The organism is Pseudomonadota bacterium (genome assembly GCA_039193195.1).
Taxonomy (GTDB): Bacteria; Pseudomonadota; Gammaproteobacteria; order Steroidobacterales; family JBCBZW01; genus JBCBZW01.
The window spans coordinates 18503-44865 of the sequence record JBCCWS010000023.1 but is presented as its reverse complement, the minus strand read 5'-3'; the positions used below and the strand labels follow the sequence as shown (position 1 = coordinate 44865).

The window sequence follows — 26363 nt, the reverse complement described above, 5'->3', positions numbered from 1 at the left end:
ATTCGCTGCGGACCACCGCCTGTGGCGGTAGATTCGCGTTTGCGGCGCGTCGTTGGAATCCCTACAGTATAAATCGGAACAATTCGCATTCGCCAGCCGGATGATCTCTTCGCCCGACGACGAGCTAATCCCCCACTTAGTCAGGAGTTTTCCTTGCGACCGTCGACAAAATCCAACGACCTCATCCTGCTTGCGCTCTTCGGGGCGTTCGCGTTTATCGTTGGCGGGTGCTCACCGTCGACAGACGCCTCGGACTCGGCACCGAGCGCAACACCTGCAGATGTGGATAGGGAGGACTTGCCGAGCGAGCTCGCCGCCCCCGCGCCAGCGGAACAAGCTCCCGCCCAGGTTGCCGAGTCACCCGAGCCAGCACCGGAGGGCTCGCAGAGTGCGCCCTCCGGCGCAGACGGTGGCGGCACGGTTCACACGGTGGTGGCTCAGGGGGTGAAGTTCGAGCCGATGTTCGTCTACATCGAAGCGGGTGACACAGTTCAATGGACCAACATGGCCGCGCACAACGTCGAGACCATCGACGCGATGGTGCCGGATGGCCAAGAGAAGGTGCTGAGCGATATGGGCAGCGAGGTCGCCGTGACGTTCGACAAGGAGGGTGTGGTCGTCTACAAGTGCACGCCCCATTGGAGCACCCGGATGGGCGGCATGGTGGTGGTTGGCAAGCCCGAGAATCCTGCCGCCATCGTCGAGACCTATCTTGCGGCCATCGCGTCGGACCCCTCATCGCTGCCTGCCAAGGGGCTGCTCAAGAAGTTGCTGCGCGACCTGGAGGAGAGGGGCCTGCTGTAGGGAGGGGCTAGCGACTCGCTCCTCGCCGTGGTGTGCCGCGCCCTCGCCGGCATAGGCTTGTGCCTCGCCGCTCGGCCGTCGCCTAATTTTTTCAATAGGATGAGGGAGGCTGCGCGTTCACAAGGGGGCTGTCCGTTGTGAGGGGCGAGTGGCGTCTGGTAAACCGCCACTGACGATGTGGACCGAGGCGAACGCGCGGACCACGCCCTCACGCTGGCAGGCCTGGTAGCGAGTGGTAAGGGTCTGTTCGGCGCGCGCGAGCAGCGTTGGCTGGCTCTGCAGGGGTTGGGCGACGCCGAAGGAGCCTAGGGCAAATCGCGCAGCATCTTGCGCCGCTACCCCGCCTCCAACGGCGAGTTCGCCGCGCCAGGCCTCGGCTTTCAAGCCCGCGAAGCCGGCGGTCTCTAGCAAGGACACGAAGGCCATCGGGTCGGCGTATCGAAACGGACCGGGCGTATCGGGTAGGGGGGGCGGCAGCTCTATCAGCTGCGCGACGGTCTCGTAGACCTCCCGGATCCAAGGGTTGTCAGCCAAGGCTCCCCACACGGCAAACGCAAAGCGTCCGTCCGGTTTTAGCCAACGGGTGAGGTTGGCGAAGGCGGCCGGGGGATCTTCGAAGAACATCACGCCGAAGCGCGAGGTGAGCCGATCGTAGGGGGCGTCGGCTAGCGTGACGGCGACATCCGCGACCTGATAGGACAAGCGACTGCTGTTCTGCGCTCGTCGCCGGTGGTTGGCTGCCTCGATCAACTCAGCTGAGATATCGAAGCCGTCCACCCGCGAGCCGGCCGGGGCATCCTCGGCGAGCCGGCGGGCGGTATCGCCGCCACCGCAGCCGACATCCGCAACGGCAGCTGGCGTGTCCACCTGGAGGGCGCGTAGCAGGGGGGCGTCCACAGGCGCGAGCATCGCCTCCATGGCCCCCAGGTTTGCGCGCCATTTAAGTCCGCGCTCACCAGACCAATCCGTGTGCATCGCTCGCTCCATGTGCCCGGTGGTGCTCATCCAGCGACTCTTGGGGATCCGTGATGCCAAGTTGCGACTCTTCGCGTCATGGATCGAATCGCAGGGGTCAGCCTTATAGCAGCCTGCACCCAAAAGCAAAAGATTCTCATTCTTGTTCGACAGGCGCTACCGCCCCTCGGTTTCTCCTTATCGCCCTGGAGTGCAACCGGCGCGCGGTGTGGTGTAACATCAAGTTTACAGTGCTTTGTGACCCATATAGTTGACGACAGAGGGTCTAGACCAACGAGACCCCTGGCGAGTGGATCGTGGCCGCCGCGCGCACTAGCAGCGCCGCCCGGACCCCCTCGCACGCGTCTATGCACTAGAGGTATGTGATGGGACTGCTAACGCGCACCACCGAAACCGCCCCCTGCGAGATCGAAGTCAGCCACTGTTTCGATAGCCTCCACGCCCACCTGAAGTTTCTAAACGGGGCCATCATCCATCCCGGCGATGAGGTGCTTGTTCACGGCCCCCCCGTCATGGCGCCGTACGGCGAAGTCGTTCGCGAGTCGCGCACCGCCACGATCACGCGCGCCTCCAAGCTGGAGCAGTTCTGGACTCGCCTCACGGGCGACCTCGAGTGCTTCGAGCTGTTTGAGTATTCGTTCTCAGAGAAGGTGTCGGTATGAAAGACGTTGCCTCCGCCCCGATCCAACACTCCGCTGACGCATCCAGCGTGGAGGACGCGCTCGACGCGGGTAACTACCGTCAGGCGATTATCGACAGTGAAGCCGCCACGGCAGTGGCGATGCAGGACACGCTGCTGACGCCGCGCTTCTACACCACGGACTTCGACAAGCTGGACGCCGTCGACGTTACGCCCGTGCGCCACGAGTGGGATCCGCTGATCGCGCGCATGAAGTCGGACCCCAATAGAGGCCACTTCAAGAAGAACGAAGACTGGGACAAGGTCGACTGGGACGGGATGGAGCCCCGCCTGAAGGCCGAGTTCATCGATTTCCTCATCTCCTCCTGCACCGCTGAGTTCTCAGGCTGCGTGCTCTACAAGGAGATGAAGCGCCGCGGCACCAACGAGGACATCACTACGCTCTTCCAGCTCATGGCGCGGGATGAAGCTCGCCATGCGGGGTTCATCAACGATGCGCTGCGCGAGGCGGGAATCGCCGTCAACCTTGGCTTCCTCACGGAGAAGAAGAAGTACACGCACTTCCAGCCGAAGTTCATCTACTACGCCACTTACCTATCAGAAAAGATCGGTTACGCCCGCTACATTACAATCTTCCGTCACCTGCAGAAGCACCCCGAGCACCGCTTCCATCCGATCTTCAAGTGGTTTGAGCAGTGGTGCAACGATGAGTTCGGCCACGGCGAGGCCTTCGCCCTGCTCATGAAGACCGATCCCAAGCTCACCAGCGGCCACAACGTGCTGTGGATCAAGTTCTTCATTACGGCGGTCTACGCCACGATGTTCGTGCGAGACCATCAGCGACCGGTCTTCCACCAGGCCCTAGGCGTCGACACGCAGTGGTACGCCCACTCGGTGTTCGAGAAGACCAGCGAGATTTCCAAGCAGGTCTTCCCGGTGATCGTGGATATCGATCATCCGCGCTGGCTGCCGGGCCTGAAGGCCCTGCAGCGTGCGAGCGTGGATCTGGCCGAGGCGAAGGAGCAAGGCAAGCTGTTTAAGCGCATCGGCGCGTCGGCACGGGCGGCGGCCGCCTTCTTCTCGCTCCTGACGATTCCGGCGATCCGCAACGAGGTGCCGGCCAGTACGCGCCTGCAGCCGGCGTACTGATCGATCAGCTGGCCGCCTCACGGGCGGCTAGCACCTCCTTGGCCCACGGCACGATGGCGTCTTCCATCGCGACGTAGCCGGATGCATCGTGCTCGAAGCGCTCGCCTACCTGCTTCGCGCCGCGCGTGCTCAGCAGCTCCGTCAGCAGTTTGGGACCGAAGTTGAAGGTGCCGGCGAAGGCACTGTCGCCCATGCCGAAGATGCCGAACTCAATGGCTGAAAGGTCCGGCTGGTCCTTCTCCAGGCGGGCGGCGAAAGGTTGCGCGGAGGAGGGTAGCTCGCCGTCGCCGAAGGTCGAGCAAATGAAGATGTAGAACTGGTCCGTGGGCAGGTAGGACGGGTCTACGTTCGCAAGATCGTCCACGTAGATCTGGTGCTCATCGTCGAGCTGCTTACGGAGGAAGTCGGCCAGCGATTCGGCGTTGCCGGATTCTGTGCCGTACATGATTGAAATATTCACTCGTCACTCCTCAGAGAACTTAGGAACAAAGCGGGTTAGCGCGCGGGCTGTGCACCTAGCCCTAGGCGCATCAGCGTGCGGCGCAGGGGCGGTAGATCGTGCAGGCCCGTCATCGCATGAGCGCGCGCCTGGCGAAGGAGCGGAAGTTTCAGCATAGATGCCTGGTTCAGGGCGAAGATACCGGCGAGGCGCGCCGCCACGTCCGCAAAGCGCGCGCTATGGTAGCGGCGTAGCATCTGTTCGCTGCCGAGTCCTTCCGTTCCGTAGGTGCGCGCTAGATCGCATAGGGCGGCGAGATCAGCAAGGGACATATTCAGCCCCTGCGCACCGATCGGCGGCACGACGTGCGCGGCTTCGGCCACGAGCGCAACGCGAGGGCCGAAGAAGCGCTCCGATAGTTGGGTGATGATCGGCCAAATCGTACGCTGGGACGCGAGCTTGAGCGGCCCCTGTACCTGATGAGAACGTTCGGTCATGGCGAGTTCGAAGGCAGCTGTGTCCAGCGCCATCATCGCCTCCGCCACCTCGGCCCGATCCATCCAGACGATCGCCGAGGCGTGCTGATCGCCCACATCGGCCAGAGGCACCAACGTGAACGGTCCTCCCGTATCGTGCACCTCCGTCGATACGTTTTGGTGCGGCTCGGGGTGGGTAACGGCAAAGGCGAGGGCCTTTTGCCCGAAGGGCACGCGATTGGCTTGTACGCCGATCGCCTTCCGGGTGGGCGAGTCTCGCCCGTCGGCGCCGATGACCAATGGTGCCTGCACCGCCGTGCCGTCGCTTAGATCCACCACCCTTGCCTGCTTGCTACCGTCGATCTCGCGCAGCGCTGCCAGGCCGACCCCGACGCGCAGCTCGACGTTAGGGGCGTCGTCGATGGCGTTCAGCAGCTCTCGTCGCATTAGCCAGTTCGGCAGATTCCAGCCGAATGGCTGGGTGGAAACGTCACGAGCATCGAAATCACGACACTTAGGCGGGCTGGTGCTGACATCGAGCAGGCGCATCACTTGCAGGGGCGTCGCGTAGGTGGCGACGTGGGGCCAAATGCCCGCTTTCTCGAGCGTGCGTCGAGCCGGTTGCAGGAACGCCGTCGAGCGCAGATCGGCGCCTGGCGCCTCACGGTCGGTGACCGGTGGCACGGGATCGACGCAGATGACCTGGAAGCCTGCCCGGCCGAACAGCAGCGCAGCCATGAGGCCAGCGATGCCGCCGCCCGAGATGAATACATCAGCCCTATCGCTCATCGATACCCACCACCCACTGCACTGCTTCGACTCAGCACTCTCCAAGATCGTCGGCATGCTACGCACATGCGGGTCGCTAGGCAGCAGCTACGGATCGCGGCGATAGGAAGAACAGGGCATAATTTTGGAATCCAGGCGTATCGACTCGACCATCGCGGAGAGACCCATTCCTATGCCCGATAGACTAGAGGCCCTGGCCGCGCGCTTCGGTTCCAGCTTCGAGCAGGCTGAGGCCGCCTCGGGTACGGCGTGGCAATCGATTCGCGAGCAAGGCGCCGTCGCCCACAGCGATTCCGTGCTGCCCCAGGGCCTGCACGTGGCTTTCGGGGTGGCCGACATCGAGACCCGCAGTGCGCGTTGCGGCGGCTTCCGCGAGCGAGCGCCGATCCTCACGGCGTTGGCAGTGCCAGCCGAGGGTGCGCACTTCACCACCCGTATCAACCGGGGGGTGGCACGTTCTTTCGGCTGGCACCTAGGTGAATTGGACGCGGCCCTCGAAGACCCGTCGCTGGCGGCGATTACCTCTGCGGTCAGCAACAAGCCGATCGCCGTGATTCGCGGTGCTACCGCGCTTAGGGTGGCCTCCTTGCTAACGCCGATCGATCCCTGGTTTCAGGGCCACGCGCGCCAACTGGCATTCCAATCGCGGACGCTGGAGCTGCTTGCCGTAGTCTCCCAGGAGCTATCGACCTCCCCGTCGTCGCAGGCTCCGGATGCGCGACCCATCGATCTGCAGCGCGCCCACCGCGTTCGCGATGCGATCGAAGCCGATCTCAGTAAGTCCCATCGCTTGGAGGAGCTGGCAGGCGGCAACCCCTCCAATATCCATCAGGCCACGCGTGCTTTTCGCCGGGTGTTTGGCGAGAGCATCGGTGTCTACCTCGCCCGCCGGCGTATGGAGGAAGCCGTTCGCCTGATCGGCGAGGGCGCTAGCGTAAAGGCCGCGGCCTTGTTGGTCGGCTACACACCCAATGCTTTCTCAACCGCTTTCAAGCGCCAGTACGGATTCTCGCCGAGCCGCTTGTTCGCTTAGCCCGGTCCGTCGGGGAACCGTCCCGATCGCGTAGGCCAAAGTCCCGGTCACGAACACGGTATTGCTTGCCTGTCTCCCTGCTCGCTCTGAGAATTATTCTCATTTATTGAAGCTGATTGGGAGCCAAGCTATGAGGCGATCAGGAACATTAGTTGGGCTTGTGTGTAGCGGCATCTTAGGGGGCGTCGGCGCCGGCGCACAGGCGGTCGATGAGACGCCCGTGCTTGAGAACATCATCGTGACTGGGACCAAGCAGGACACGACGCTCCAGGATGCAGACGTGGCGGTGACGGTGATCGGCGAGCAAGCGCTGCGCGATGCGCGGGTGACTGATATCCGCCGTCTTGACGATCTCGCGCCTAACGTGCAGTTCAACGACTCTAGCCCCCTCGGAGCCGTGTACGTGTCCATTCGCGGCGTGGAGTCGAACCCGTTCATCGTCAATCGCGCAGCGGTGTACATCGATGGGATCCCGTTCCGGGAGCTCAGCAACTCGGTGCTCACGCAGCTGGAGTCGGTGGAGGTGCTGCGCGGTCCCCAGTCGACGCTATACGGTGCGAACACCGAGAGCGGCCTGATCCTTATCAATACCCGACCGCCCAGCGATCAGTTCGAATCGAACATCGCGGTCACTGGGAGCACCTTCGATACGGGGGAGGCCTTCCAGGCTGAGGGTTACTTAGGTGGGCCATTGGTCAAAGACGTGCTGGCGGGCTCCGTCGCTGCGCGCTACTCCGATCGTGATTACTTCCTCGAGAACATTGGTGCCACGCCTCAGGGGCCGGGACAGATCGACGAGCTCTTTGTGCAAGGCCGCCTGCGCTGGACACCCACGGACGCCTTCACCTTGAGAGCCACGGCCTACGTAATCGACACCGACGCCCCCGGGATCTATCGCTTCGACGGGTTCCCTGTCGATCTAGAACGCTACAACGCCGTGTACAGCGACGGGATACTCTTCGACCCGAATAACCCCTTCAGTCCCTTTCCCGCGAACGGGGAGCTGCGCGCGGGTGACTTCAGCTTCGTTCACGACGCCCCAAAGCGGGCGCAGATTGAAGAGGTCGTGACCGGGCTCAATGCAAACTACGTCACGGCCGTCGGCGAGATTGATTTCTCCCTGAGCTACCGCAGCGAGGATATCGACGACCGGGGCTTTGACATCGACAACACCAACGGCCCCTTCCTCGCGGGCACACAGATTGACTCGAACGAGCTGGTCAACGCGGAGCTTCGCCTCTCATCGCCTGCAGATCGGCCCTTCCGCTACACGATCGGCGCGTCCGTCTACAGCGAGGAGGAGAGCCTAATCCTCGGCTCGCTGGTCGGTCCAGGCGGCCTGGACGACTTCAACTTCTCGCCCGAGCAAGGGTTGAACAGCGATGATCTTGGTATTTTTGGCTCCTTGAGCTACACGCCCGCCAGCTTGCCGCGCCTCACCGGCACGGTAGGCATTCGCTACGATCGAGCCAAGCGTGAAACGACCCAACAAGCGGGTGAACTGGATCTTGGCTTCTCTGTTTTCGTCTTCGACGAGCTCGCCTTGGAGGATACATTCGACGCAGTGCTACCGCGCTTCGCGCTGCGCTACGAGCCGAGCGATACGCTCACGCTGTATGCAAGTGTCGCCAAGGGCTATCTGCCGGGAGGCTTCAACCTCACGGCCGCCCAGGACGGTTTTCAGGACGATGTGATTCGCTACGAGTCGGAGGAGCTGTGGAGCTACGAAGCGGGAGTGAAGTGGCAGGAGCCGGCCGGTAAGGCCTTCTTCGCGGGCGCGATCTTCTACATCGAAGCGGATAACTACCAGGAGATTTCGGCTCTCCTTGATGAGGCGGGCAACGTCGTTTCCACGTCCTTTATCGGCTCCGATGCCGCCATCGAGAGTTACGGAATCGAATTTGAGGGCAGCTGGCAACCGATCGATCGCCTACAGCTAACAGCGAACTTCGGCTGGGTAGAAGCACAGTACACGGAGTTCGCGCGCGGCAGTGCTGCCCAGGTCGTGGGCAATCCCGTGAAGCTCGTACCACAGTACGATGCCAACATCTCGGCCCGCTATGCGTTTGGCAATGGGCTGTTCCTTCGTGGGGAAGTGAATTTCATCGGCGAGACGGCGCTCGACGAGGGCGACCGCTCAGGGTTCACCCGGGGCGCCCTAGACGTGCAGGAGGCCGTTGAGGTCTTCGGTCTGCAGCTGGGTTACGAGCGCGACAGCTGGTCGCTTCGCCTATTTGCGGAGAATCTGACCGACGTGCGACGGATCAGCGGCGGCGGTTTCCCGAACGCGTTCTTCCCGGTGGACGGGCAGCTGTTCGGCGCGGTGGATGCGCCGCGGGTGGTGGGGGTCGAGCTCGCGCTTTCCTATTAGCGCGATCCAAGACTCGCTGAGCCCGAGGACTGACACGCTCACTGCGCGCGCTCACTACCCTAAAGGGCGCGCTCGATGCGAGCACGGCGTCTCGCGCCGCGCCATCGTCGTGTAGCGAACAGCGTTGCGTAGCGGTTGCCATGCTCGGCGAGGCGTGAAGGGTGCCTTGGCGCTCGGGGTAGTGGAGCAGCGTCTATCTCCGTCGGGATCGCGCAGCCCAACTTCCCAAAACGCGAGCCACTCGATCCGACAAAGGAGTTAGGCGGTGGACGTGGTGGCCACGATGAGGTCGATGCAGCCGGGGCGAGTGAGCGGTGGAACGCTAGTGTCCTGAGTTAGAAGTTCGTTGATGACTTCGCGGCACCTTTTCGCCCCTGAACACGTTGCTCCTCCTCCCGTGGGACCTGCCACGCTCGTCCTCGCGCCGCGCTCAGGGACAGAAACTCGCGTGCGAATTCATCAACGAACTTCCAACTCAGGACACTAGGGCACCATCGTGCGCGAGTGCAGTCGCCACACAGATGTCCGGATCGCCGCTGGTAGCGATTGCCGTTCGATCAGCGTCTCCCTAGGATGCGGTCATGACGAAGAATCGACCCCTCGTTACGCCTTGTACCTGGTCACCCACGCGATGACAAGACGCCGTCTTGCCTGGAGTGGGGTAGCGGCGTTCATCGCACTCGCGCTCATCGTCTCCTCGCTAGTCTCGCTGACCCAGGCGAGGGCTGGCCTATCGATCACGCGAATGACGGTTGGCAACACGCCCGTGCGGGTGTTCCAAGATGATCGTCTGGCGGAGAGTGACGCCACGCCACCCAGGGTGTTGATCGCCCACGGCTTTGCCGGTTCACAGCAGCTTATGGAACCCTTCGCCCTTAGCCTCGCGCGCCAAGGCTATCTCGCCGTGACCTTCGATTTCCTCGGTCACGGTCAGCACCCGCGGCCCCTCGGCGGCGATGTCACGAAGGTCGAGGGCTCCACCCAACAGCTGCTGTCGCAAATGGGCACACTCGCGGCATTCGCGCGCACGCTGCCGCCGGCCGCGAATGGTCGTGGTGACGCGAAGGTCCGCCTGGGTCTGCTCGGTCATTCCATGGCCAGTGACGTGGTAGTGCGCTACGCGCAGCAAGATCCGGCCGTCGATGCCACCGTGGCCGTGTCCATGTTCTCACCCGCGGTGACGGCCGCATCGCCCGGCAATCTGCTCATCATCGACGGGGAGTGGGAGTCCTTTCTGGTGCAGGAGGGCGAACGGGTGATGGGCTTGGTGAGCGATCCGCAGGTGCCCGAGGCGGGCGTGACCTACGGCAGCCTGCGCGCTGGTGACGCGCGACGCCTCGAGGTGGCGCCGGGTGTGGAGCACGTGAGCGTCCTGTACAGCGCGTACGCCCACCGTGCCGCGGCCGACTGGTTCCGCGAGCGTTGGGCTGCGCCGCAGGCGGACGCGGGTGATGCTGACGAGTCGGTTGCGCCTCGGGGTGGCGCCATCGTGCGCCTGTTCTTGGGAATGGTCTTGCTCACCTGGCCCCTAGCGGCGTTGCTGCCGCGCGTAGTGGGCCCGTCGCCGTCAGTCGAGCCAGTGAATCCAGCGCCACAAGGGGGATGGCGGGGCGCCGCCCCCAGCGTGTGGATTCCCGCCATCGCTACGCCGCTGCTGCTGTTCTGGGTGCCAGCAAATTTCCTAGGTGTGCTGGTGGGCGGCTATCTCGTAGTGCACTTCGCGGTGTACGGGTTGATCACCTGGGCGTGTATGCACCGTTGGCCGCCGGCGCCGAAGCGGGCGCTCGGCGAGTTGCTGCCGGGCCGCGCGGCGATCGCCATCGTGGCCACCATCCTCTGGACCACCGGCGCCTTCGCCTGGGCGCTCGATAGTTGGTTCACGGCGTTCATTCCCACCGCGCCCCGCGTGCCGCTATTGGCGGCCATGGTGATCGCGACGGCCAGCTACTTCTTCGCTGACGAGTGGCTATGCGGTCACTACGCTGTGCCAAGGGGAATGCGCCTGGTGACCCGACTGAGCTTTCTCCTATCGCTCGCCATCGCCGTCGCGCTGTCCCTGAACGAGCTGTTCTTTCTCATCATTATCGCCGCCCTGGTCGCCTTTTATTTCCTGGTCTACGGCCTGATGAACGCGTGGATCAATCGTGCGACCGGACACCCCCTGGTGGCGGCGATGTCGAGCGCGATGGCGTTCGCCTGGGCCTTGGCGGTGGTGTTTCCGATGATGACGGGTCAGTGAGTACTTGGTGCGCCGGTGGAAAGTTGCCGCCAGCTACCGCCCTGAGCGCGGCCTGTGGCGGAGACTTTGGAGGGTAGGATACGTTCAGGCCGGTGCCGTGTGCGTAGGGTATGACAGCAAGTCCAGTCTGCGCCAACTCGCCCCCGCGGTCTGCTCGATCACCAAAGGAATGCAAATGAGGATGTCCCGCACGCTTCGCGCCATTGCGCTTTTGGCCCTGAGCCTGTGCGCTCACCACGTCGGGAGCCAAACACCGCTTTCCATCGATGGCGTCTTGGATTTCGCTCACGCGACGGCGCTTACGGAATCACCGGTCGGCGATCGCGTCGCGTGGGTGCGCAACTACCGGGGCGTTCGCAACGTGTGGGTGGCCGAGGGACCCGACTGGGCGGGCAGGCGCATCACAGAGTACGCGGCGGACGACGGCCAGGCGATCGATAGCCTCGCCTTCAGCCCGGACGGTGCTGCCGTGCTCTTCGTCAGGGGCGGTCGCGCCAACGGCAACGGCGAGTTCCCCAACCCCACCAGCGATCCCGACGGCGCGAAGCGAACGCTTTGGGTCGTGCCCTTCAGCGACGCCGATCGGTTGCCGCGCGCGTTGGCCGACACGGGCACCTACGAGGTGTTCCCCGACGGCGAACGCTTCGCCTACGTGCAAGGCGGCCAGATCTGGGTGGCGCCGTTGGCGGCGAGCCCCCCGGCTTCGGCCGACGAGCTCTCGGCGCCCGTGCCGGATGCGTCGCCCGATGAGGGTGCTGCGCCCGAGCCCACGCAGCTGTTCTCGGTCCGTCGAGGGGTGGCGGGCTTCACCATCTCGCCGGACGGTGGGCGCATCGCGTTCGTGTCCAATCGCGGTGACCACGCATTCGTCGGTGTCTACCACCTTGAGGCTGAGTCGCTCACCTGGCTACACCCTTCGGTGGACCATGACACCTACCCGGTGTGGTCGCCGGACAGCACCCGGGTCGCGTTCCTGCGCCAGCCCCACGAAGCGCAGGTGCTCCCGTTTATGCCACGACGTGAGGGCTTACCCTGGTCGATCCACGTGGCCGATGTCGACACCGGCGCCACGCGGGAGATCTTTCGCGCCTCCCCTGGGCCTGGCAGCGCCTTAGGCGCGGGCTATTGGTTCGTGGGCGACCGGCTGTGGTGGGGCGCGGACGATCGAATTCTCTTCCCCTGGGAGAAGACTGACTGGCTGCACATCTGGTCCGTGTCGGCCGACGGCGGCGAGGCGGTTGACCTGACCCCGGGGGAGGGGGAGGTACAGCATGCCGAGCTCACGCCCGATCGGCGCCACCTTCTCGTCGCCTCCAACCACGGCGATATCGATCGCCGCCATCTGTGGCGTAGCGCGGTGGGGGGTGGCGCGTTCACGCCGATGACCGAAGGCGACGGCATCGAGTGGGCGCCGCGGCATACGGCCGCCAGTAAGACCCTGGTGTTTCTTGCGTCGGGAGTCCGCGACCCCGCCCATGCCGTGGCGATGGTGAGCGGTAAACGTCGCGCCCTGGCGCCCTCGTCGGGGCGAGCGTTTCCAGCCCAGGCGCTCGTGCCCCCTCAGGCGGTGAGCTTCCCCGCGGCCGATGGCATGCGCATCCCCGGGCAGTTGTTCTCGCCACCTGTTAGCTGCGGCGATGGCCCGCATCCGGGCCTGCTGTTCTTTCACGGCGGCTCGCGTCGACAAATGATGCTGGGCTTTCATCCCAGCCAGTACTACGCGAATGCCTATGCGTTCAATCAGGTGATGGCATCACGTTGTACGGTCGTGCTGTCCGTCAACTACCGCAGTGGGATCGGCTACGGTCTCGACTTCCGGGAAGCGCTCGACTACGGCGCCCGAGGGGCGTCAGAGTTTCGTGACGTCGTAGGTGCCGGGCTGTACCTAGCGCAGCGGGCCGACGTGGAGGCGAGCCGCATCGGTCTGTGGGGCGGGTCCTACGGGGGCTACCTCACCGCCCTGGGGCTTGCGCGCGCGCCCGATCTGTTCGCGGCGGGTGTCGACCTGCATGGCGTGCACGACTGGAACGTGGTGATCGGCAATTTTGCGACGGACTACGATCCGCAGGCGCGCGAGGCGTTTGCGCGCGTGGCAGGCCTTTCTTCACCGATCTCGGATCTCTCGCGCTGGCGGGCGCCCGTGTTGCTCATCCACGGTGATGACGATCGCAATGTGCCGTTCAGCGAGTCCGTGAGCCTGACCGAGTCCTTGCGGCGGCAGGGAACGCCGGTGGAGCTGTTGGTGTTTCCGGACGAGGTGCACGGGTTCTTGCTGCATCGGAACTGGTTGGCGGCGTACGAGGCCTCCGCGAAGTTCTTGGGGAGAGAACTTGCCGTGGGTGAACGCTAGCCTAGATTATTCATGAGTCATCTACTGCGGCTGCCGATACACGACAAAACACGGCGCGTGCTAGTTCCAGGTGCTCGACGTACTGTCGAGTACGCCTGCGCGCCTGACCCCTGCGCGCCACACCCGAGTGTGTTCTTGGCATTCGTCGCCCTCGCGACGACGACTCATGAATAATCCAGGCTAGTGGCCACGCAATTGTCCACTCGTATCACTCCGCCGTCAGGAATCACCGATGAGTCACCTCCTTGTTTCCTCGCTAGTGGTTGCCGCCTGCGTCATGTCTGTCGCTCCGCGTAGCGCTGCGCGTGATATGCCGCCTTGGCAGCACTCGCAAGGCACGCTGATCGCAGAGGGATCGAGTGAGTTGGCCCCAGGGCATCGCCCAGCGGGCACCTGGGAGGGCGTTGCGCAGATTCCCTATCGCGTCCAGGAGGTGTACCCCGCCGCGCACAAGGGACAGCTCTGGCTCGCCGGCGGTCTGAGCCCAGATGTTCCGATGGCTGCGCAGAGCATTTCGGATCAGACGTGGGTGTACGACCCGGAGCAAGATCGGTGGGCGCCAGGCCCGGCGTTGCCGGAGCCACGCCATCATCTTTACCTCGTCTCGACCGGCGATCGCCTGTACGCCTTCGGCGGCTTCATCGCAGGGGGGAGCCGACGCTGGCATGCCAGCCGGGACGTGCTGCTGCTCGACGAGGGCGCCGAGCGGTGGCGTAAGGTGGCCAGTCTCCTGCACCCGCAGTCGGAGACCGTCGCCGCGTGGCTCGACGGCAAAGTCTACCTCGCGACCGGGCGTCGACCGACGGGTGAGCGAAACACCGAGTGGCGTGATCAGGGGGATATTTCGCTCATGCAGGTGTTCGACCCCGACGATCACTCCGTGACGATCGGCCCGCCCGCGCCCACGGCACGCAACAGCGCGGCCGGCGCCGTCATCGGCGGGCGCCTGTACGTTGTTGGTGGCCGGGTGGTCGACGACGGCAACCGCGCCAGCAACGAGGTGTTCAACCCGACCACCGGGGCCTGGAAGACCTTGTCGCCGATGCCGACGGCGCAGGGCGGCATCGCCGCGGCGGCATTGGGCGGACGCCTCTACGTGTTCGGTGGCGAGTATTTCGACGATGGGGGAGGCGTTCACCGTGAGTCGTGGGTGTACGATCCGGCCGCGGATCGCTGGGCGCCGATACCGCCGATGCCGGTTGCCCGCCACGGACTGGGCGCCGTCACGCTGAAGGGGGCGATCTACGTGGTGGCTGGTGCGACGCAAGTCGGTGGCGCTGGTACGAGTGATCGCCTCTCTCGCTTCACGCCTAAGTAAGGGCGTCGAAGACCGCGCCTCCCCAGCGGTCTGTCTCGGGCCTGCCCAGGGGTTGCGTCCGCGGCGTTGCGCCGGTTGCCAATGGCGATGCCTCGGCCGCCCGACGGCCTTGCTGACCCCGCCCCATCCCAGACTGAGGTTTCCTTGGTTTGCCAAGCGACCCACTAGCTAGTGTCCTGAGTTAGAAGTTCGTTGATGACTTCGCGGCACCTTTCGCCCCTGAACACGTTGCTCCTCCTCCCGTGGGACCTGCCACGCTCCACGTCGCGCCGCGCTCAGGGACAAAACTCGCGTGCGAATTCATCAACGAACTTCTAACTCAGGACACTAGCTTGCCGTCAGCACCAGTCGGTGCTTTGGTCGGAGTAGGCGTTTTGGCCTAACGTTGCCGTGTGCACGACAGGGAGGAGGGGGCGCTACGGCCCCCTCCTGAAGCGAAGCTACACGAACGATGCACTACCGCGAGGGCGCAAGCTCGCCTAGCGCGTCCGGTAGCAAGACGCCGAATAGCGTGGCGTACTGCAAGCGGTACACATCAGTGTTGTCAAAGCGGGTGGAGAACTCGCTCTGCAGCAAGTTAGCGTTTGGGCCGGCGGCGCGGGAGATGATTCCTCCGGCAACGTCCGAGCTCGAGGGGTAGCTGATCGCAAAGCGTAGCCTGGCCGACGGAATCGCATCGGAGATATCACCCTCACCGTCAGGCAGCGGGCGTAGGGCTGACAGTGCGTCCTCCTCGGCTTGGAAGGGGGGAAAGACCTCACGTCCGCCAAGACCATCGAGCGGATTCGGCAGCTCGACCTCATCCGGCAGCTCCGTGCGGTTGGCGGCCACCGTTCCCACGTTCGCATCCACGTCCTCTACGCGGTTGAGCGACAACACCTGTAGGCCGCCGCCATCGCTGTCGGCAGCGGTGATCATCAGCGTCGGGAAGCGCTGGAACCGGCCGGGTGCGTAAATGCCGATGCCTGCGAGGTAGGTGAGGTACTCACCGATTGTGTCGTCGCTGCGCTTGAGTGCACGCAGGGTGCCGATGGCGTTGGTATTGTTGGGCATGTTGTCCGTGGACTCGGTCTCTACCACTAGATGAAACGGCTTGCCGTCCCGGCGGCTGCGGCGATCCAAGATGAGCACTGCCAGGCGCGTGAGCTCCTGCACCGTCGGCGGTTGTGTGGAGTTCGGCGTCTCGAAGGCGCTTGGGTGTGCGGCGGGGCCCCAGGTGCCCTCGGGCGTGCCCCACAGCACCAGGTCGCCGATCTTGGCCAGCGCTTGCGCATCGTCGAAGTCCTCGACGTCCTGCGGGATGCCGTCCAACTCGCTGCGCACGAGGCCTGCGGCGCGCACGCGCTCTTCGGGTTGGTCGTTGAAGATGTCGTCTGCCGCGAACACACCGAGCACCTTCGGTGCGTAGCGCGGTCGGGCGACGAGGTCATCGAGCAGGGCGAGGTACTGCTGCTTGGTGCGAATGACCACGTAACCATCCTCCACTGCCTCCTGTAGCAAGTTTCGACCGTCTTCGCGGGTCGGACCGTTGTCGATGATCGCATCCTCGGCGTTCGCGCCGTCGCGCACGTCCTCCGCTGCGCCGATCGCCTCGAAGTGGACGAAGCAGTCGAGCAGCGGTTGGTCGAGGGTCGGTGCCTGCGTGCCACAGTACGGAGTACCCACCGGCAGGAAGAAGCGCTCCCCGCCGCCGAGGATGACGACCGGGTCTTCTTCGCCGTCGGTGATGTCCGGATCTTCCTGTGGGTTGCCGTCGAACCCGTTGAACCCCGGGCGGCCGCCCAGCAGCTGCAGGGACTGGAATTCGGGTTCACCGCGCGTGTCGGTTTCGGCGAAGAAGGCGCCGGTGCCCGGTTCGCCGGCGATATCGCCGTCGTTGACCAGGCCGGTCGGGTGTCCGTTGTTAGCCGCCTCGCGCGAGATCGAGCCGGGATAGCCCGAGAGGGAGAGAATGTCGCGGCCGTCGTCGGTGCCGTAGGAGTTCGGCCCGATCACCTTGTAGCCAAAGGCGTGGGTGGTGGCGCCGCCGTTCGATGTGCCGGTGAGACGATCGGCCATGTGGCCGCGATAGACGGCCATCCAGGGCAGCTTGTCCCAGTTGAGGTTGTCGTCCGCGCCGTACCAGTACATGCGTGCAGCGTTCCACTGCTGTAGCGCCGACCCGTCGGGGTGGAAGAAGATGACGTTGCCGGGGACCGCATCCTGAGCGACGGCGTTGAAGGCCGTTGCCGAGGACGCCACGATGGCGGCGCTGAAGAGAATAGATCGCATCGATAGCTCCTTGCGAGTAGATGAGAGAACAGGCGCATGCGTCCTGTAGTGGTCATCATGTGCGCCGCGCATTGGAGCAGAACTTGATGACGGTCCAGCTAATGGACTGTGATGATTTCCCTACGGAATTGTTTCATTTCGGAGTCTCCTTCGCCGACCGCACTTCAGTTTAATAAGATGTATTCGGTGACGATGTGTTCGGTTAGCGAAGAGGAGCGAGCTTTCGAGGTCATTGGTTTGGGCCGCAGCTGCGGTGGTGGTGGCGGTTGTTTTGGAGGTCACCTGCACGAGGCCGCGACCGGGCGCGTCAAGTCCTTCCAAGGCTGGGCCGTCATGACCCATGCCGAAGCGCCCTCTTGCGCCAAGTTCGACCGAGCGGATTCTGGCGCCGCGCCTGCGCTCTCGGAGCATCGACCCACCGCGGTGCGATCGAGCTGGGGGCGGTAGGAAGACCTGCCCTGGCCGCGAGCGGCAGTCTAATGCGCCACTCGTCACTTGCCTGAGGGAAATGCGGGCCGGATTACGTACACATCGATGGAGAAGCAAAAAATGGGGCAATTGTGCTGCTGGCGAGGCCCCGAAAAACTATGCGTCTCCACCTGTACAGCGCGCTCAACGAGCGCCGATTTTCACTTGATCATCGCCGTGGCCTTGTCCCGGCGTCCCTCAGGGGGTTTTAAGAATGCTAAGAAAATTGACACTGGCTGGCCGCCTATCCGGTTGGGCAGCGGTCTTGCTCGCTGCCGGACTGTTCATTGCACAGCCTGACTCGGCGTATGCTGCGATCATCGACGTCAATCCAGGCAACGTCGGTGATTCAGTCATATCGCCTAGCTACGACGTGACGGATGAGCTGATCGATGCGATCGGTCAGCCCGTTGGCGGACAGTCCTTCGACGTGGACTTCATGTTCACGGACGACAAGACGCTTACCTCCGGTGGCCAGGCGGGATTCACGTGGTCTCTCGTGCTCACCTACAGCGACCTCGGGCCGGAGGTGCCGCCGGATGCGCTGGTCTCGCTGTTGGACGGAGATGGCAACAGCATCGCCAATGGCGTGGGCAACACGTTCTTGCCGGGAGGTAACGCTGTGACCTACTCCGGGGCGTTCAACTTCGGGCAATCCACCTTCAGCGGCGTCAGCTTTTCCTTCGTTGCCACGGACTTCGGCGGGGCGCCGCCGCTATTGGATGCGAGGTTCAGCGCCTCTGCGGACCTGCCGTTCGCGATCGGTCAGCGTCAGATAGGCGTGCCGGAGCCAAGCTCGGCAGCGCTGTTTGGCCTAGGCCTCATGGGGATTCTCGGGGGGGTCGCCTCGCGCAGGCGCGCCGTGCGCACGGCGCGGCCACGCTAAGGGCGGTCATCGCCAAGCGCGCAGCCGCGAGGAGAGATGTTGCTCGTGGGGAGTGCTCGTCCTAGTGCCCCCACGAGCCCATCTCGTCCATCTGCGACCAATCGCCACGACATGCTTGTCGGGCAGTCTCGCGCGCCACGCCGTGGACGCGAGGATCAACAGCACGGGTGTTCGTTCAGGACAAGATTCGTGGACCGACTCACCGAAGGCAAGCGGTCGATGCTCAGGCGACTACGCGGTTTGCCGAGCCGGGCGGCCGCCAGTTTCGGGCGGCCACCGTAGGCAACGCCGTGTTCTTCTGTCGCGACCGGCAGGTCGGCCTCGGTGGAGGCACGCAAGGTGGTGAACTTACTGCTGGATGGTTTAGGGCGGGCGCGTGATGTCTTCGTGACAGAGTTCGGCTGTAATCGAGCCATCTGTTGGCTTCAGTGCGACCGGTCATGATGTTCTCCTACCTCCTCCATCCCGCGTTCGAGCCGTTTCCGCGATCATCGTGGTCACCACCATGCTGTTCGGGCCGACGCTCGCGGCTCAGCCGCTGGACGTTGATTGGTTCTATCGCTCAAGCGCCAACGGGACGTCGGAGTCTCTGGTGGATCTCGCCGTGGGTGCCGATGAGCGCAGCGTGGCGACCGGGGAGCTGATCCGGCGCTTCGACTTCCAGAATTCAGACGTGCTCACGGTCGCCGTCGATAGGCAGGGCAACGAGTTGTGGAGCGATCGCTACATCGGCAGCGCGAATGGCGCGGACCGAGGACTGCCGGTGGCCCTAGGGCCTGATGGCGCCACGTACGTGGCGGCGCAGAGCGATGGCGGCCCTAGCAGCCTCGACATCTTGACCCTCAAGTACTCAGCCACCGCCGAAAGAAATGTAAACGCCTAAATCTTTTAGAGTTTTGTGTCGGTTGCTGAATTGACCGACCATCGTGCTTGATCACACCAGCAGGTTGCGCGGTAACCCCTGCGCGTGAATTGGGCTGTCGAACACGCCAAGAACGTGGCGTGCCATTGCGCCGCTTACCGAGTCACTTGCTAGCGAATGAAGGTTGTCTCCTGCATCGCGCGGTTAGCCGGAATCTCCGCGCATCGTCCGCAGGGACTAGATCGATACGCTGGCTATGTAGGTTACCTACGGCGACCTCGGGCCCACGCCTCTTAGCTAGCGGTTGTCATCGCTAGCAAGATTCACGCAAGGCAATGATTCTAGGAGTGTGCGTAGCGGGTAGGGAGAGCTCGTTTGAGCGCCCCACGAGCACGCGAAGGCCAGAGAGAATCATCTAGGGGTGGGCTGCTGACAGCATGCCACGACTGCCGGACACTGTGCATCGGATCATCCGATGGCGTGCGTTGGTTGGGTGGTCACCGTGGCGCGTCTAGAGGTGAGGGGGCACCCGCGGTAAATCGCTTCAAGCGCGGTGCGGACCCAGCCACCGTGACGGTGACCCCGCCGTTTGCCGTCAGATTGATGGAGCCGAGGCCCGCTGGCGTTTGCGCCCCCTCGCCCCAGGGGCTCACCCGCACCTGGCCGCCGGGGTCGACCGAAAGCAGCGTCAACTCGCCGGTGGCTCGACGCCGGGCGGCCAGGACGAAGCGGTCATCGTTGCCCACCGCCGAGGCGGAGGCCGGCGCGTAGTCGTTCAGGCGCAGGCGCCAGGCGGCGCTGTCGCCGAGGTCCTCGAGGATGGAGACGCGGTTGTAGCCAGGCGCGGAGGTGCCCGTGCCTCCGGGCATGAGGAATCCTCCGGCGCTCACGGTGGGCGGATCGGCGGCGCTGAAACCGAGGGCGAAGTCCCACAGCGCCGTGCCGTCGTTGGCGGCGAAGGCATGCAAGGTGCCGGCGCCGTCCTGCACGTAGAGGCGGGTGCCGTCGGCGCTCGCCACGGGTGCGCTCGCGGGGCCTGCGATAACCGGGCTGGCGCCGAGCCACGCGCGTCGCAGCGCTGGCGCGGTGCCGTCGCCCGCTGCGGGGATGTAGCGCCAGGCCTGCAGCACGCTGCTGCCGCCGCCGAGGTTCTGCGTCACGTAGATTCGGTTGGCCTTGCCGTTCACCACGGGCGCCGTGAGGTAGATACAGAGATTAGGTTGATCGAGGGCGACGCAGCTGAAGGTCTCGCCGACTTCGCGCTGGACCAGTCGCCGTTCGAGCAGCACGTCGCCCGTGCGCGGGGCGATCACGTAGCCCCAGCCGTTCCAGGTGAAGAGCAGTAAGTTGCCATCGGGTGCGAACGCAGGCGCCCGGGCTAGCCCGGCCGTGGGCGTTTGCCACAGCACGTTGCCCTGGGCATCGAGTTTCGTCACCGCTGACTCTGCGGCGATGTAGATGTCGCCGTTCGCGTCCACCAGGGGGCTCGTCTCAGCGATCTGCTGGCCGAGCGTGGCGTCATCGATGCGGAACGCCTCGGCGCCGAGCGCATCGAGAGCCGCGAACGCGGTACCGCCTGCAAGGCTCTGCACGGGCGTATAGGTGTTGCCGTCTGCCCCCGTGGCGTGGCGGTAGGGCACGATGCCGCCAGGATCTTCGGTGAAGACCTCCAAGTGCGTATCCGGGATATCGAAGGGCGCGCAGGCGCAGTTTCGCGGTCCGCGCAAGCCGTTGGCCCAATCGCCACCATAGGCGAGATCGCCGTACTGCAGCTGCGCTTCCAGGCCCGTGGCGGCGCGGCGCAGGAGACGAATCCCCGAATCCTCGGGCTTCTCCGTGTAGTAGACGACCGCTTCGGAGGTGAGCACGAAAGGTTCCGGCTCAGACTTCTGTTCCACCGTGAGGGGATCGTCGATACGACGGTAGAAGCCCTGGCCAGGATCCAGCCCGGTGATCCAAATCTCCGACGGCCCCACCGGCTGCCCGGGAAAGAGCTCCGCCAGCACATCGGCCGCCACGAGGGTAATGTACGAACGCCCGTTGACTACGAAGGCCTCGGGAGAGCTCAAGAAGGGTTTCTCGCTGGGCACGGTAAACGTGCTCACTAGCTCCCATTCCCCGGCGCGCTCACGCCACACGCCGAGGGCCTCGAAGTCGATGAGCCCGACAACACCAAGGTCACCGCCGAACTCCGGCGGGTACCAGTTGAAGGCGCCGCCCTTCAAGCCGGGGCTGGTGGAGACCGAGCGGGTGGCGCCGGTGGCGGCGTCCACTTCGACGATCTGATTGATGCCGTCGACCTCCTGGAAGGCCGTGAAGCGGAAATCACGGCCGAGCCAGCGCCCGCCTTGCCCCGTCGTCGATGTGCCTTCTACCTCCTGACCCGCCAAGTCACGCCAGCTAGAGACGAAGCCGAGGGTCTCGTCGTTGCGCACGTACACCAGTCGCGCCGGATTCAGCCCGAGGTTCTCCACGGGGGTGCCCTCGGGGCGGTAGCGATCGGCGCCGTTCGTCTGCAGGCGTGGGCGCCAGGTGCCCTGGGCGTCGCGGGTCGCCGTGGCGAGCCAGCGCGTGAGGCCGATGAGCCGCGTGTAGCCGATGACAGGGCCTTCGAGACCGTAGCCGAACTCGGGGCCGTTGCCCGTGAAGCCGATCGGCGCCAGCCCCGTGTCGAGCAGCTCCCCGCGGCCATCTTGAGGCAGCAGGTCGCCGGAGACTAGGTCGACCTGCGCAAGCCACATCTGCCCCGTGAGGTCCTGCCACACCACGAGCCCTTCCTCGCTGTCGAATTCGGGATCGAGGAGGTCGACGTTGGGGTCCGACACGATGTCGTCGCGCACGACAAAGTCATCGGCGACGGCGGGCAGTATCAGTGACCAGGCGAGCAGGAAGGCGACGATGCCCACCCGCCCGCGTCGGCCGAAATCGACTGCCGTCGGGTCGCGGCGATCGCCCATTGAGGCGCCTTGTCGAGCGTGAATGGTGAGCGTGCCCTCGCGAGCGCGGAGTGACGTGGTGCGGCGCATGCCGGGACCTCCCTGTCCTGCCAGCGCTTAACTCTAGCAAAAGGCGGCTTACATGATGGAGAGGGGCGATGACGCCTGGCGCTCGCCCGAGGCTCTTCGCGGCAATGTGGCGATGCTATGGGTTGGTTAGGAAGGGGCGACGCCGAATGCGAGTGACCATAACGGGTCGGCAGCCAGCAAGAAGTTCTGGCAACGGTTGTGAGGGGGGAGCGTGTTGGGGCTCAGGCACACTGGCGACGCGGTAATTGACGAGGCGAGCGGTTTGGCACGAGCATCGGTTTGCCCACGTTAACGACCTAGGGAAGAACCGATGACACCGGATGCAATCAACGCCGCCGTCAGCGCGGAGTGGCCGCACGCGCGCACCTCATGTATCGAGGTGAGCGACAGGCACGCCACGGCCATGCTGCGCCCAGGCGATGGGGCGCTGCGCCCGGGGGGTTACGTGTCCGGGCCGACGCAGTTTGCCGCGGCGGACGCCGCGCTGTGGTATCTCGTGTTCGGGGCGATCGATCGCATCGAACTGCTCGCGCTCACCTCAGAGCTGTCGATCCGCTTCCTGCGACCCGCCGTCGGGGGCGAGTTGTACGCTACAGCGAGCCTCGACGGCCGCAGCCGCCGCAGTGTCGTCGGCACGGTCAAGGTCTGGACCGACGACAACATCGACGCGCCCTGTGCGACCGCCCAGGGCACCTACATCCTGCCCAGTCCCTCAGCGCGCTGAACCCCTCCACCGCAGCCGACTCCAGTCGTCGATCCGCTACCGTTAGAGACGTCCTTGCACGCCGAACTGCACAGTGCGTCCAAGGAACGAGGTGGGGCGCACTCGTTGGTTCGGCCCCCCAACCGCGAAGGGCTCCCGGTCAGTCAGGTTGTTGACTCGCACGAACAACCGCAATCCCTCGCTCACGTCGTACGCGCCGCCGACAGAGTGGACGAACGCATCGCCCGTCTCCGCCACGTTGATCAGCAGGGGATCTGCATCTATCTCCTCTGCCCCGATGCCGAAGAAGCCGAAGGTGGTGCTCGATTGGTAGGTGAAGCCGTAGTCGGCGCTCCAAGGGCCCTTGCTCCAGCTCAGGGAGGCGTTCAAGAAGTGCCTCGGAAACGCCGGCGTGCCCAGGCGACCCACTTCGCCGCGCAACACGTCGAAGGATGCTGGAATCCCCTCGAAGCCGGTCTCCTCCCGTTCGATGAGGTAGTTGCCGGCGAGATCCACCCGGAACGTGCCAAGGCCCGCTTCCGGTGCACGGTTAAGGCCGAAGAGGTAGCTGAACTGATAGTCGATCCCGCGGGTGCTCGAGGCGGAAAGATTGAGCGCCGTGGACTGCACGGACTGGATGACGCCGGTCACGGGATCCCTGGGCACGGCTGCGCAGGCGGCGTTGTCGATCGTCGGCGCGTCGACGCAGTTGTTGATGACGGCGAAGCGGTTGGGGTTCAGCTGAATCGCATTGTCGATGCTGATGTCGTAGTAATCAGCAATGAGCGTGAGCCCGGGCGCGACCGTTGGCGTGACCACAAACCCCACGGTAAAGGTATCCGCTCGCTCCTCGTCGAGGTCTGGATTGCCGCCCGTGGTCAGCGGCGAGGTGGCGAAGAGCCCTGGATCGAAGTCCTGCGGCGTGAGCTGAGCACAGTTGCCCGCGCGGAACTCACTGCCGTCGTCCAAGTTGTCGGCGAAGCAGGGATCTTGGTTGCCGACGACGAACGCGAAGTCGGCCGCCTGAGGTGAGAAGAGCTCAGCGATGTTGGGTGCTCTGATCGCCCGGTTGTAGGAGGCTCTCACGCGAAGGTCGGCGACAGGTTGCCAGATGCCGCCGAAGGCGAAGGAGGTGGCGCTTCCCACGGTGCTGTAGTCGGCTAGGCGCACCGAGGCATCGAGGTCCAGGCGCTGCGCGAGGGGCTGACCGGAAAGCACCGGCACACTGATCTCGGCAAACCCTTCGATGACGTCGAAGCCCCCGGCCACGATCTCGGGAATGTCGCCGAACGCGGCAAACTCGCCAAAGCCCGCCAGTTCCAGCGCATCGGGTTCGAAGCGGCTGCTCTCATCGCGGTACTCGAGGCCCGCGGCGTAGCCGATGGCGCCGGCGGGAAGCGTAAAGAGGTCTTCGCTGTTGCCGGTGATGGTGGCATTGACGACGAGCTGGTCGATTTCGAAGTTCGAGGTGAGCGATGTGCCAAAGAAGGCCGCTTGCTCAGGCGTTAGCGGTGCAAAGATGTTGGTAGGCACGCAGGCGCCGCTCGCGGGATCGAAGGTCGTCGCCCCGGGGTTGATGGGGAAAGGCTCCTCAGCGAGGGTCAAGGGCGCTTCCGGATCCAGCGTCGATCGGCACACGATGTTCCCCGTCGCCGGATCGACAACGGCGTCGATGGCAGCGAAGAACCGGTCCAGCAGGATCTCATCATTGGTGGTGGCGGACGTCGTGGTGCGGCCGTAGTTGACGGAGAGGTCGTAAGCGAATCCGCTGGACACATCGCCCCGTACGCCGCCGACCAGGCGCACGGTCTCGCGGTCGATTTCGCCGGGCTCGACGAGCGCGGGGTCGCCTAGGGAGAAGTTGACCACCAGGGACGGGTCGAGGCCTTGGGTCGCCAGATCATCGAATTGGGCGGCGAGACTGTCGGGCAGGAAGGCGTTGTCGCGGCCGATGGGTAGATTGAAGGAGGTCACCCCGAAGCTGCCCCTGGCGGTGATATCCGAGCGTGCGTACTTGGCTTCGACATAGGCGTTCACGCCAGGGCGAATGTCGTAGTCAGCTAGGGCGTTGACGATGACCCGTTCGGTCTGCGGGATACCGTCGGCGTTAGGGTTGAAGACCGTGACGCCATCGCCGCCCTGGAAGCGAAACAGCGAGGCGTCCTGAATGCCGAGGTCGAAGGCGCGCAGCTCACCCGTGGTGCGATCGAACAGCTGGTAAGCAGGGAAGCCGCCGAAGGTGCCGCCGCCGGCGACGATGGCGTCGAAGGTGTTTCCCGTGAGGCTTAGGGCCAGATTGGAGTCTCGCGCCACGGCGGCGTCGCGAATGTCTGGAATGAGGACGTTGGCAAAGTCGGGGTTGACGCCGAGGAACTCGGACAGCGCCGCGTTGTTGGAGGCGATGCCCGAACGGTTGGCCAGAAAGTCTCGGTCCGCTACGGGCAGGTTGTCCTGGCGGTTGTACTCGATGCTCACCACCGCGTTGCCTCGATCCTTGGCGAAGTTGCCGCCGAGGGTGAGCGACGCGAACACCGCCTCCCCGTCGCTCCCCTGCGTGGGGAGGCCGTAGTTGGAGGAGAACGCGAGGCCTTCGAAGTCGTCTTTCAGCACGTAGTTGACCACGCCCGTAACGGCATCCGCCCCGTAGATGGATGAGCCGCCACCCGTCAGCACCTCGACCCGGTCGAGCAACGCGGCCGGAATCGTCCCAACGTCGACGATGGCCGTGCCTGGGGAGCCGGCGACGTGCCGACGGCCGTTGACGAGCACCAGCGTGCGCTCCGGGCCGAGGCCCCTCAGGTCCAGGCTGGCGAGACCCGTGTCAAGGAAGTTCCCGAAGCTTATGGTGTTGTTAGCCGTGAGGCTCAAGGACTGCTGGAGGGCAGGCACGAACCGCAGGGCCTCCGTGTTGTCCGTGAGGCCGAGGCGGGTGAGCTCCTCGGCGGTGACGATGTCCACCGGTGACGGCGCATTGCTCGCGGTGCGCTCGATCCGCGTGCCCGTGACCACGAGCGTCTCCTGCACATCCGTCTGGCCGCTTGAGCTTGCGGGCCGGGCCGTGGTGGATGATCGCTCGGCGCGAGCGATCACGAAGGCGCCACTGGCATTCTGCCTGACGGTGAGGCCAGACCCGGCCAGGGCCCGATCCAGGGCCTGGTCGGCACTGAGTGCCCCAGTGATTGCCGGCGCGGACTTGCCCTTGAGGAGCGCGTCGGAGACCACCAGGTTGATCTCGTAGCGTCGCGATATCTCCAACACGGCGCTCGCCAGGGGCCCAGCGGCGATGTCGACTTGCAGGGCGCTAGCTTGCGTGCCCGCCGTGGGTTGTGCCGAAGCCGTGGACAGGCAGGCTACCGCCGCCATAGCCACCATCGCGCGCAAAAACGCACCGCGAAGAAGTTGATTGGTCCGTGCCAAAATAGATCCCTCTTTCCATCCAGCGTCTGGTCTGGGCTAGGCCCGAGAAGCGCCAGCTGCCCAAAAACCTGCAGCCCGCTGCCGCGACGCTCGGCGCGTCAGCAGTCCACTCGAGACGTTCTGTTCCACAGCTGCGAACGCGAATCA

The 26363-nt window shown here is 64.6% G+C and carries 17 protein-coding genes; 11 read left to right on the top strand and 6 right to left on the bottom strand.

Annotation, left to right across the window (positions count from 1 at the left end):
* Nucleotides 1-153: 153 nt before the first annotated feature.
* Nucleotides 154-804 carry a plastocyanin/azurin family copper-binding protein gene (locus AAGA68_17065; GenBank protein MEM9386773.1) on the top strand — a complete coding sequence of 217 codons (651 nt, stop codon included), beginning with the start codon at nt 154-156 and terminating at the stop codon, nt 802-804.
* Between the two features lie 117 nt (nt 805-921).
* On the opposite strand, the gene AAGA68_17060 is transcribed toward AAGA68_17065, so the two are convergent.
* Nucleotides 922-1809, bottom strand: coding sequence for a class I SAM-dependent methyltransferase (locus tag AAGA68_17060; GenBank protein ID MEM9386772.1), 888 nt, complete (start codon nt 1807-1809; stop codon nt 922-924).
* A gap of 335 nt (nt 1810-2144) precedes the next feature.
* On the opposite strand from AAGA68_17060, the gene AAGA68_17055 reads away from it, so the two are divergent.
* The gene (locus AAGA68_17055) at nt 2145-2441 is read left to right on the top strand and encodes a hypothetical protein (GenBank protein ID MEM9386771.1); all 297 of its coding nucleotides are present in this window, start codon (nt 2145-2147) and stop codon (nt 2439-2441) included.
* Entirely contained in the window at nt 2438-3568 is a 1131-nt protein-coding gene (gene acsF, locus AAGA68_17050; GenBank protein ID MEM9386770.1) for a magnesium-protoporphyrin IX monomethyl ester (oxidative) cyclase, read from the top strand. The genes AAGA68_17055 and acsF overlap by 4 nt, the downstream gene beginning before the upstream one ends.
* 4 nt (nt 3569-3572) lie before the next feature.
* On the opposite strand, the gene AAGA68_17045 is transcribed toward acsF, so the two are convergent.
* Entirely contained in the window at nt 3573-4028 is a 456-nt protein-coding gene (locus AAGA68_17045; GenBank protein ID MEM9386769.1) for a flavodoxin domain-containing protein, read from the bottom strand.
* A 35-nt stretch (nt 4029-4063) separates the two neighbouring features.
* Nucleotides 4064-5272: an FAD-dependent monooxygenase gene (locus tag AAGA68_17040; protein MEM9386768.1), complete on the bottom strand. Its 1209-nt coding sequence runs from the start codon at nt 5270-5272 to the stop codon at nt 4064-4066.
* A gap of 172 nt (nt 5273-5444) precedes the next feature.
* On the opposite strand from AAGA68_17040, the gene AAGA68_17035 reads away from it, so the two are divergent.
* The 5 genes from AAGA68_17035 (at nt 5445) to AAGA68_17015 (ending at nt 14583) form a co-directional block, all read left to right on the top strand.
* Nucleotides 5445-6305 (top strand): AraC family transcriptional regulator, encoded by an 861-nt coding sequence (locus tag AAGA68_17035; GenBank protein MEM9386767.1) that lies wholly within the window; start codon nt 5445-5447, stop codon nt 6303-6305.
* Nucleotides 6306-6435: 130 nt separating this feature from the next.
* The gene (locus tag AAGA68_17030; protein ID MEM9386766.1) at nt 6436-8676 is read left to right on the top strand and encodes a TonB-dependent receptor; all 2241 of its coding nucleotides are present in this window, start codon (nt 6436-6438) and stop codon (nt 8674-8676) included.
* A 631-nt stretch (nt 8677-9307) separates the two neighbouring features.
* On the top strand, nt 9308-10915 hold the full coding sequence (locus AAGA68_17025; GenBank protein MEM9386765.1) for an alpha/beta fold hydrolase: 1608 nt from the start codon (nt 9308-9310) through the stop codon (nt 10913-10915).
* 181 nt (nt 10916-11096) lie between these two features.
* Complete coding sequence (locus AAGA68_17020; protein ID MEM9386764.1) at nt 11097-13265, top strand: prolyl oligopeptidase family serine peptidase; 2169 nt, start codon at nt 11097-11099, stop codon at nt 13263-13265.
* A 232-nt stretch (nt 13266-13497) separates the two neighbouring features.
* Nucleotides 13498-14583, top strand: coding sequence for a kelch repeat-containing protein (locus AAGA68_17015; GenBank protein ID MEM9386763.1), 1086 nt, complete (start codon nt 13498-13500; stop codon nt 14581-14583).
* 456 nt (nt 14584-15039) lie between these two features.
* Here AAGA68_17015 and AAGA68_17010 read toward each other — a convergent pair whose 3' ends face one another.
* Complete coding sequence (locus tag AAGA68_17010) at nt 15040-16854, bottom strand: alkaline phosphatase (GenBank protein MEM9386762.1); 1815 nt, start codon at nt 16852-16854, stop codon at nt 15040-15042.
* Between the two features lie 682 nt (nt 16855-17536).
* Between AAGA68_17010 and AAGA68_17005 the strand changes: the two genes are divergently transcribed.
* Nucleotides 17537-18208 carry a PEP-CTERM sorting domain-containing protein gene (locus tag AAGA68_17005; protein MEM9386761.1) on the top strand — a complete coding sequence of 224 codons (672 nt, stop codon included), beginning with the start codon at nt 17537-17539 and terminating at the stop codon, nt 18206-18208.
* A 493-nt stretch (nt 18209-18701) separates the two neighbouring features.
* A complete protein-coding gene (locus AAGA68_17000) occupies nt 18702-19091 on the top strand; it encodes a hypothetical protein (protein MEM9386760.1) in 390 nt (129 codons plus the stop codon).
* A 476-nt stretch (nt 19092-19567) separates the two neighbouring features.
* Here AAGA68_17000 and AAGA68_16995 read toward each other — a convergent pair whose 3' ends face one another.
* Nucleotides 19568-22096 carry a PQQ-binding-like beta-propeller repeat protein gene (locus tag AAGA68_16995; GenBank protein MEM9386759.1) on the bottom strand — a complete coding sequence of 843 codons (2529 nt, stop codon included), beginning with the start codon at nt 22094-22096 and terminating at the stop codon, nt 19568-19570.
* A gap of 310 nt (nt 22097-22406) precedes the next feature.
* On the opposite strand from AAGA68_16995, the gene AAGA68_16990 reads away from it, so the two are divergent.
* The gene (locus AAGA68_16990) at nt 22407-22820 is read left to right on the top strand and encodes a PaaI family thioesterase (GenBank protein ID MEM9386758.1); all 414 of its coding nucleotides are present in this window, start codon (nt 22407-22409) and stop codon (nt 22818-22820) included.
* Nucleotides 22821-22862: 42 nt separating this feature from the next.
* On the opposite strand, the gene AAGA68_16985 is transcribed toward AAGA68_16990, so the two are convergent.
* Entirely contained in the window at nt 22863-26216 is a 3354-nt protein-coding gene (locus tag AAGA68_16985; GenBank protein ID MEM9386757.1) for a TonB-dependent receptor, read from the bottom strand.
* Nucleotides 26217-26363: the final 147 nt, after the last annotated feature.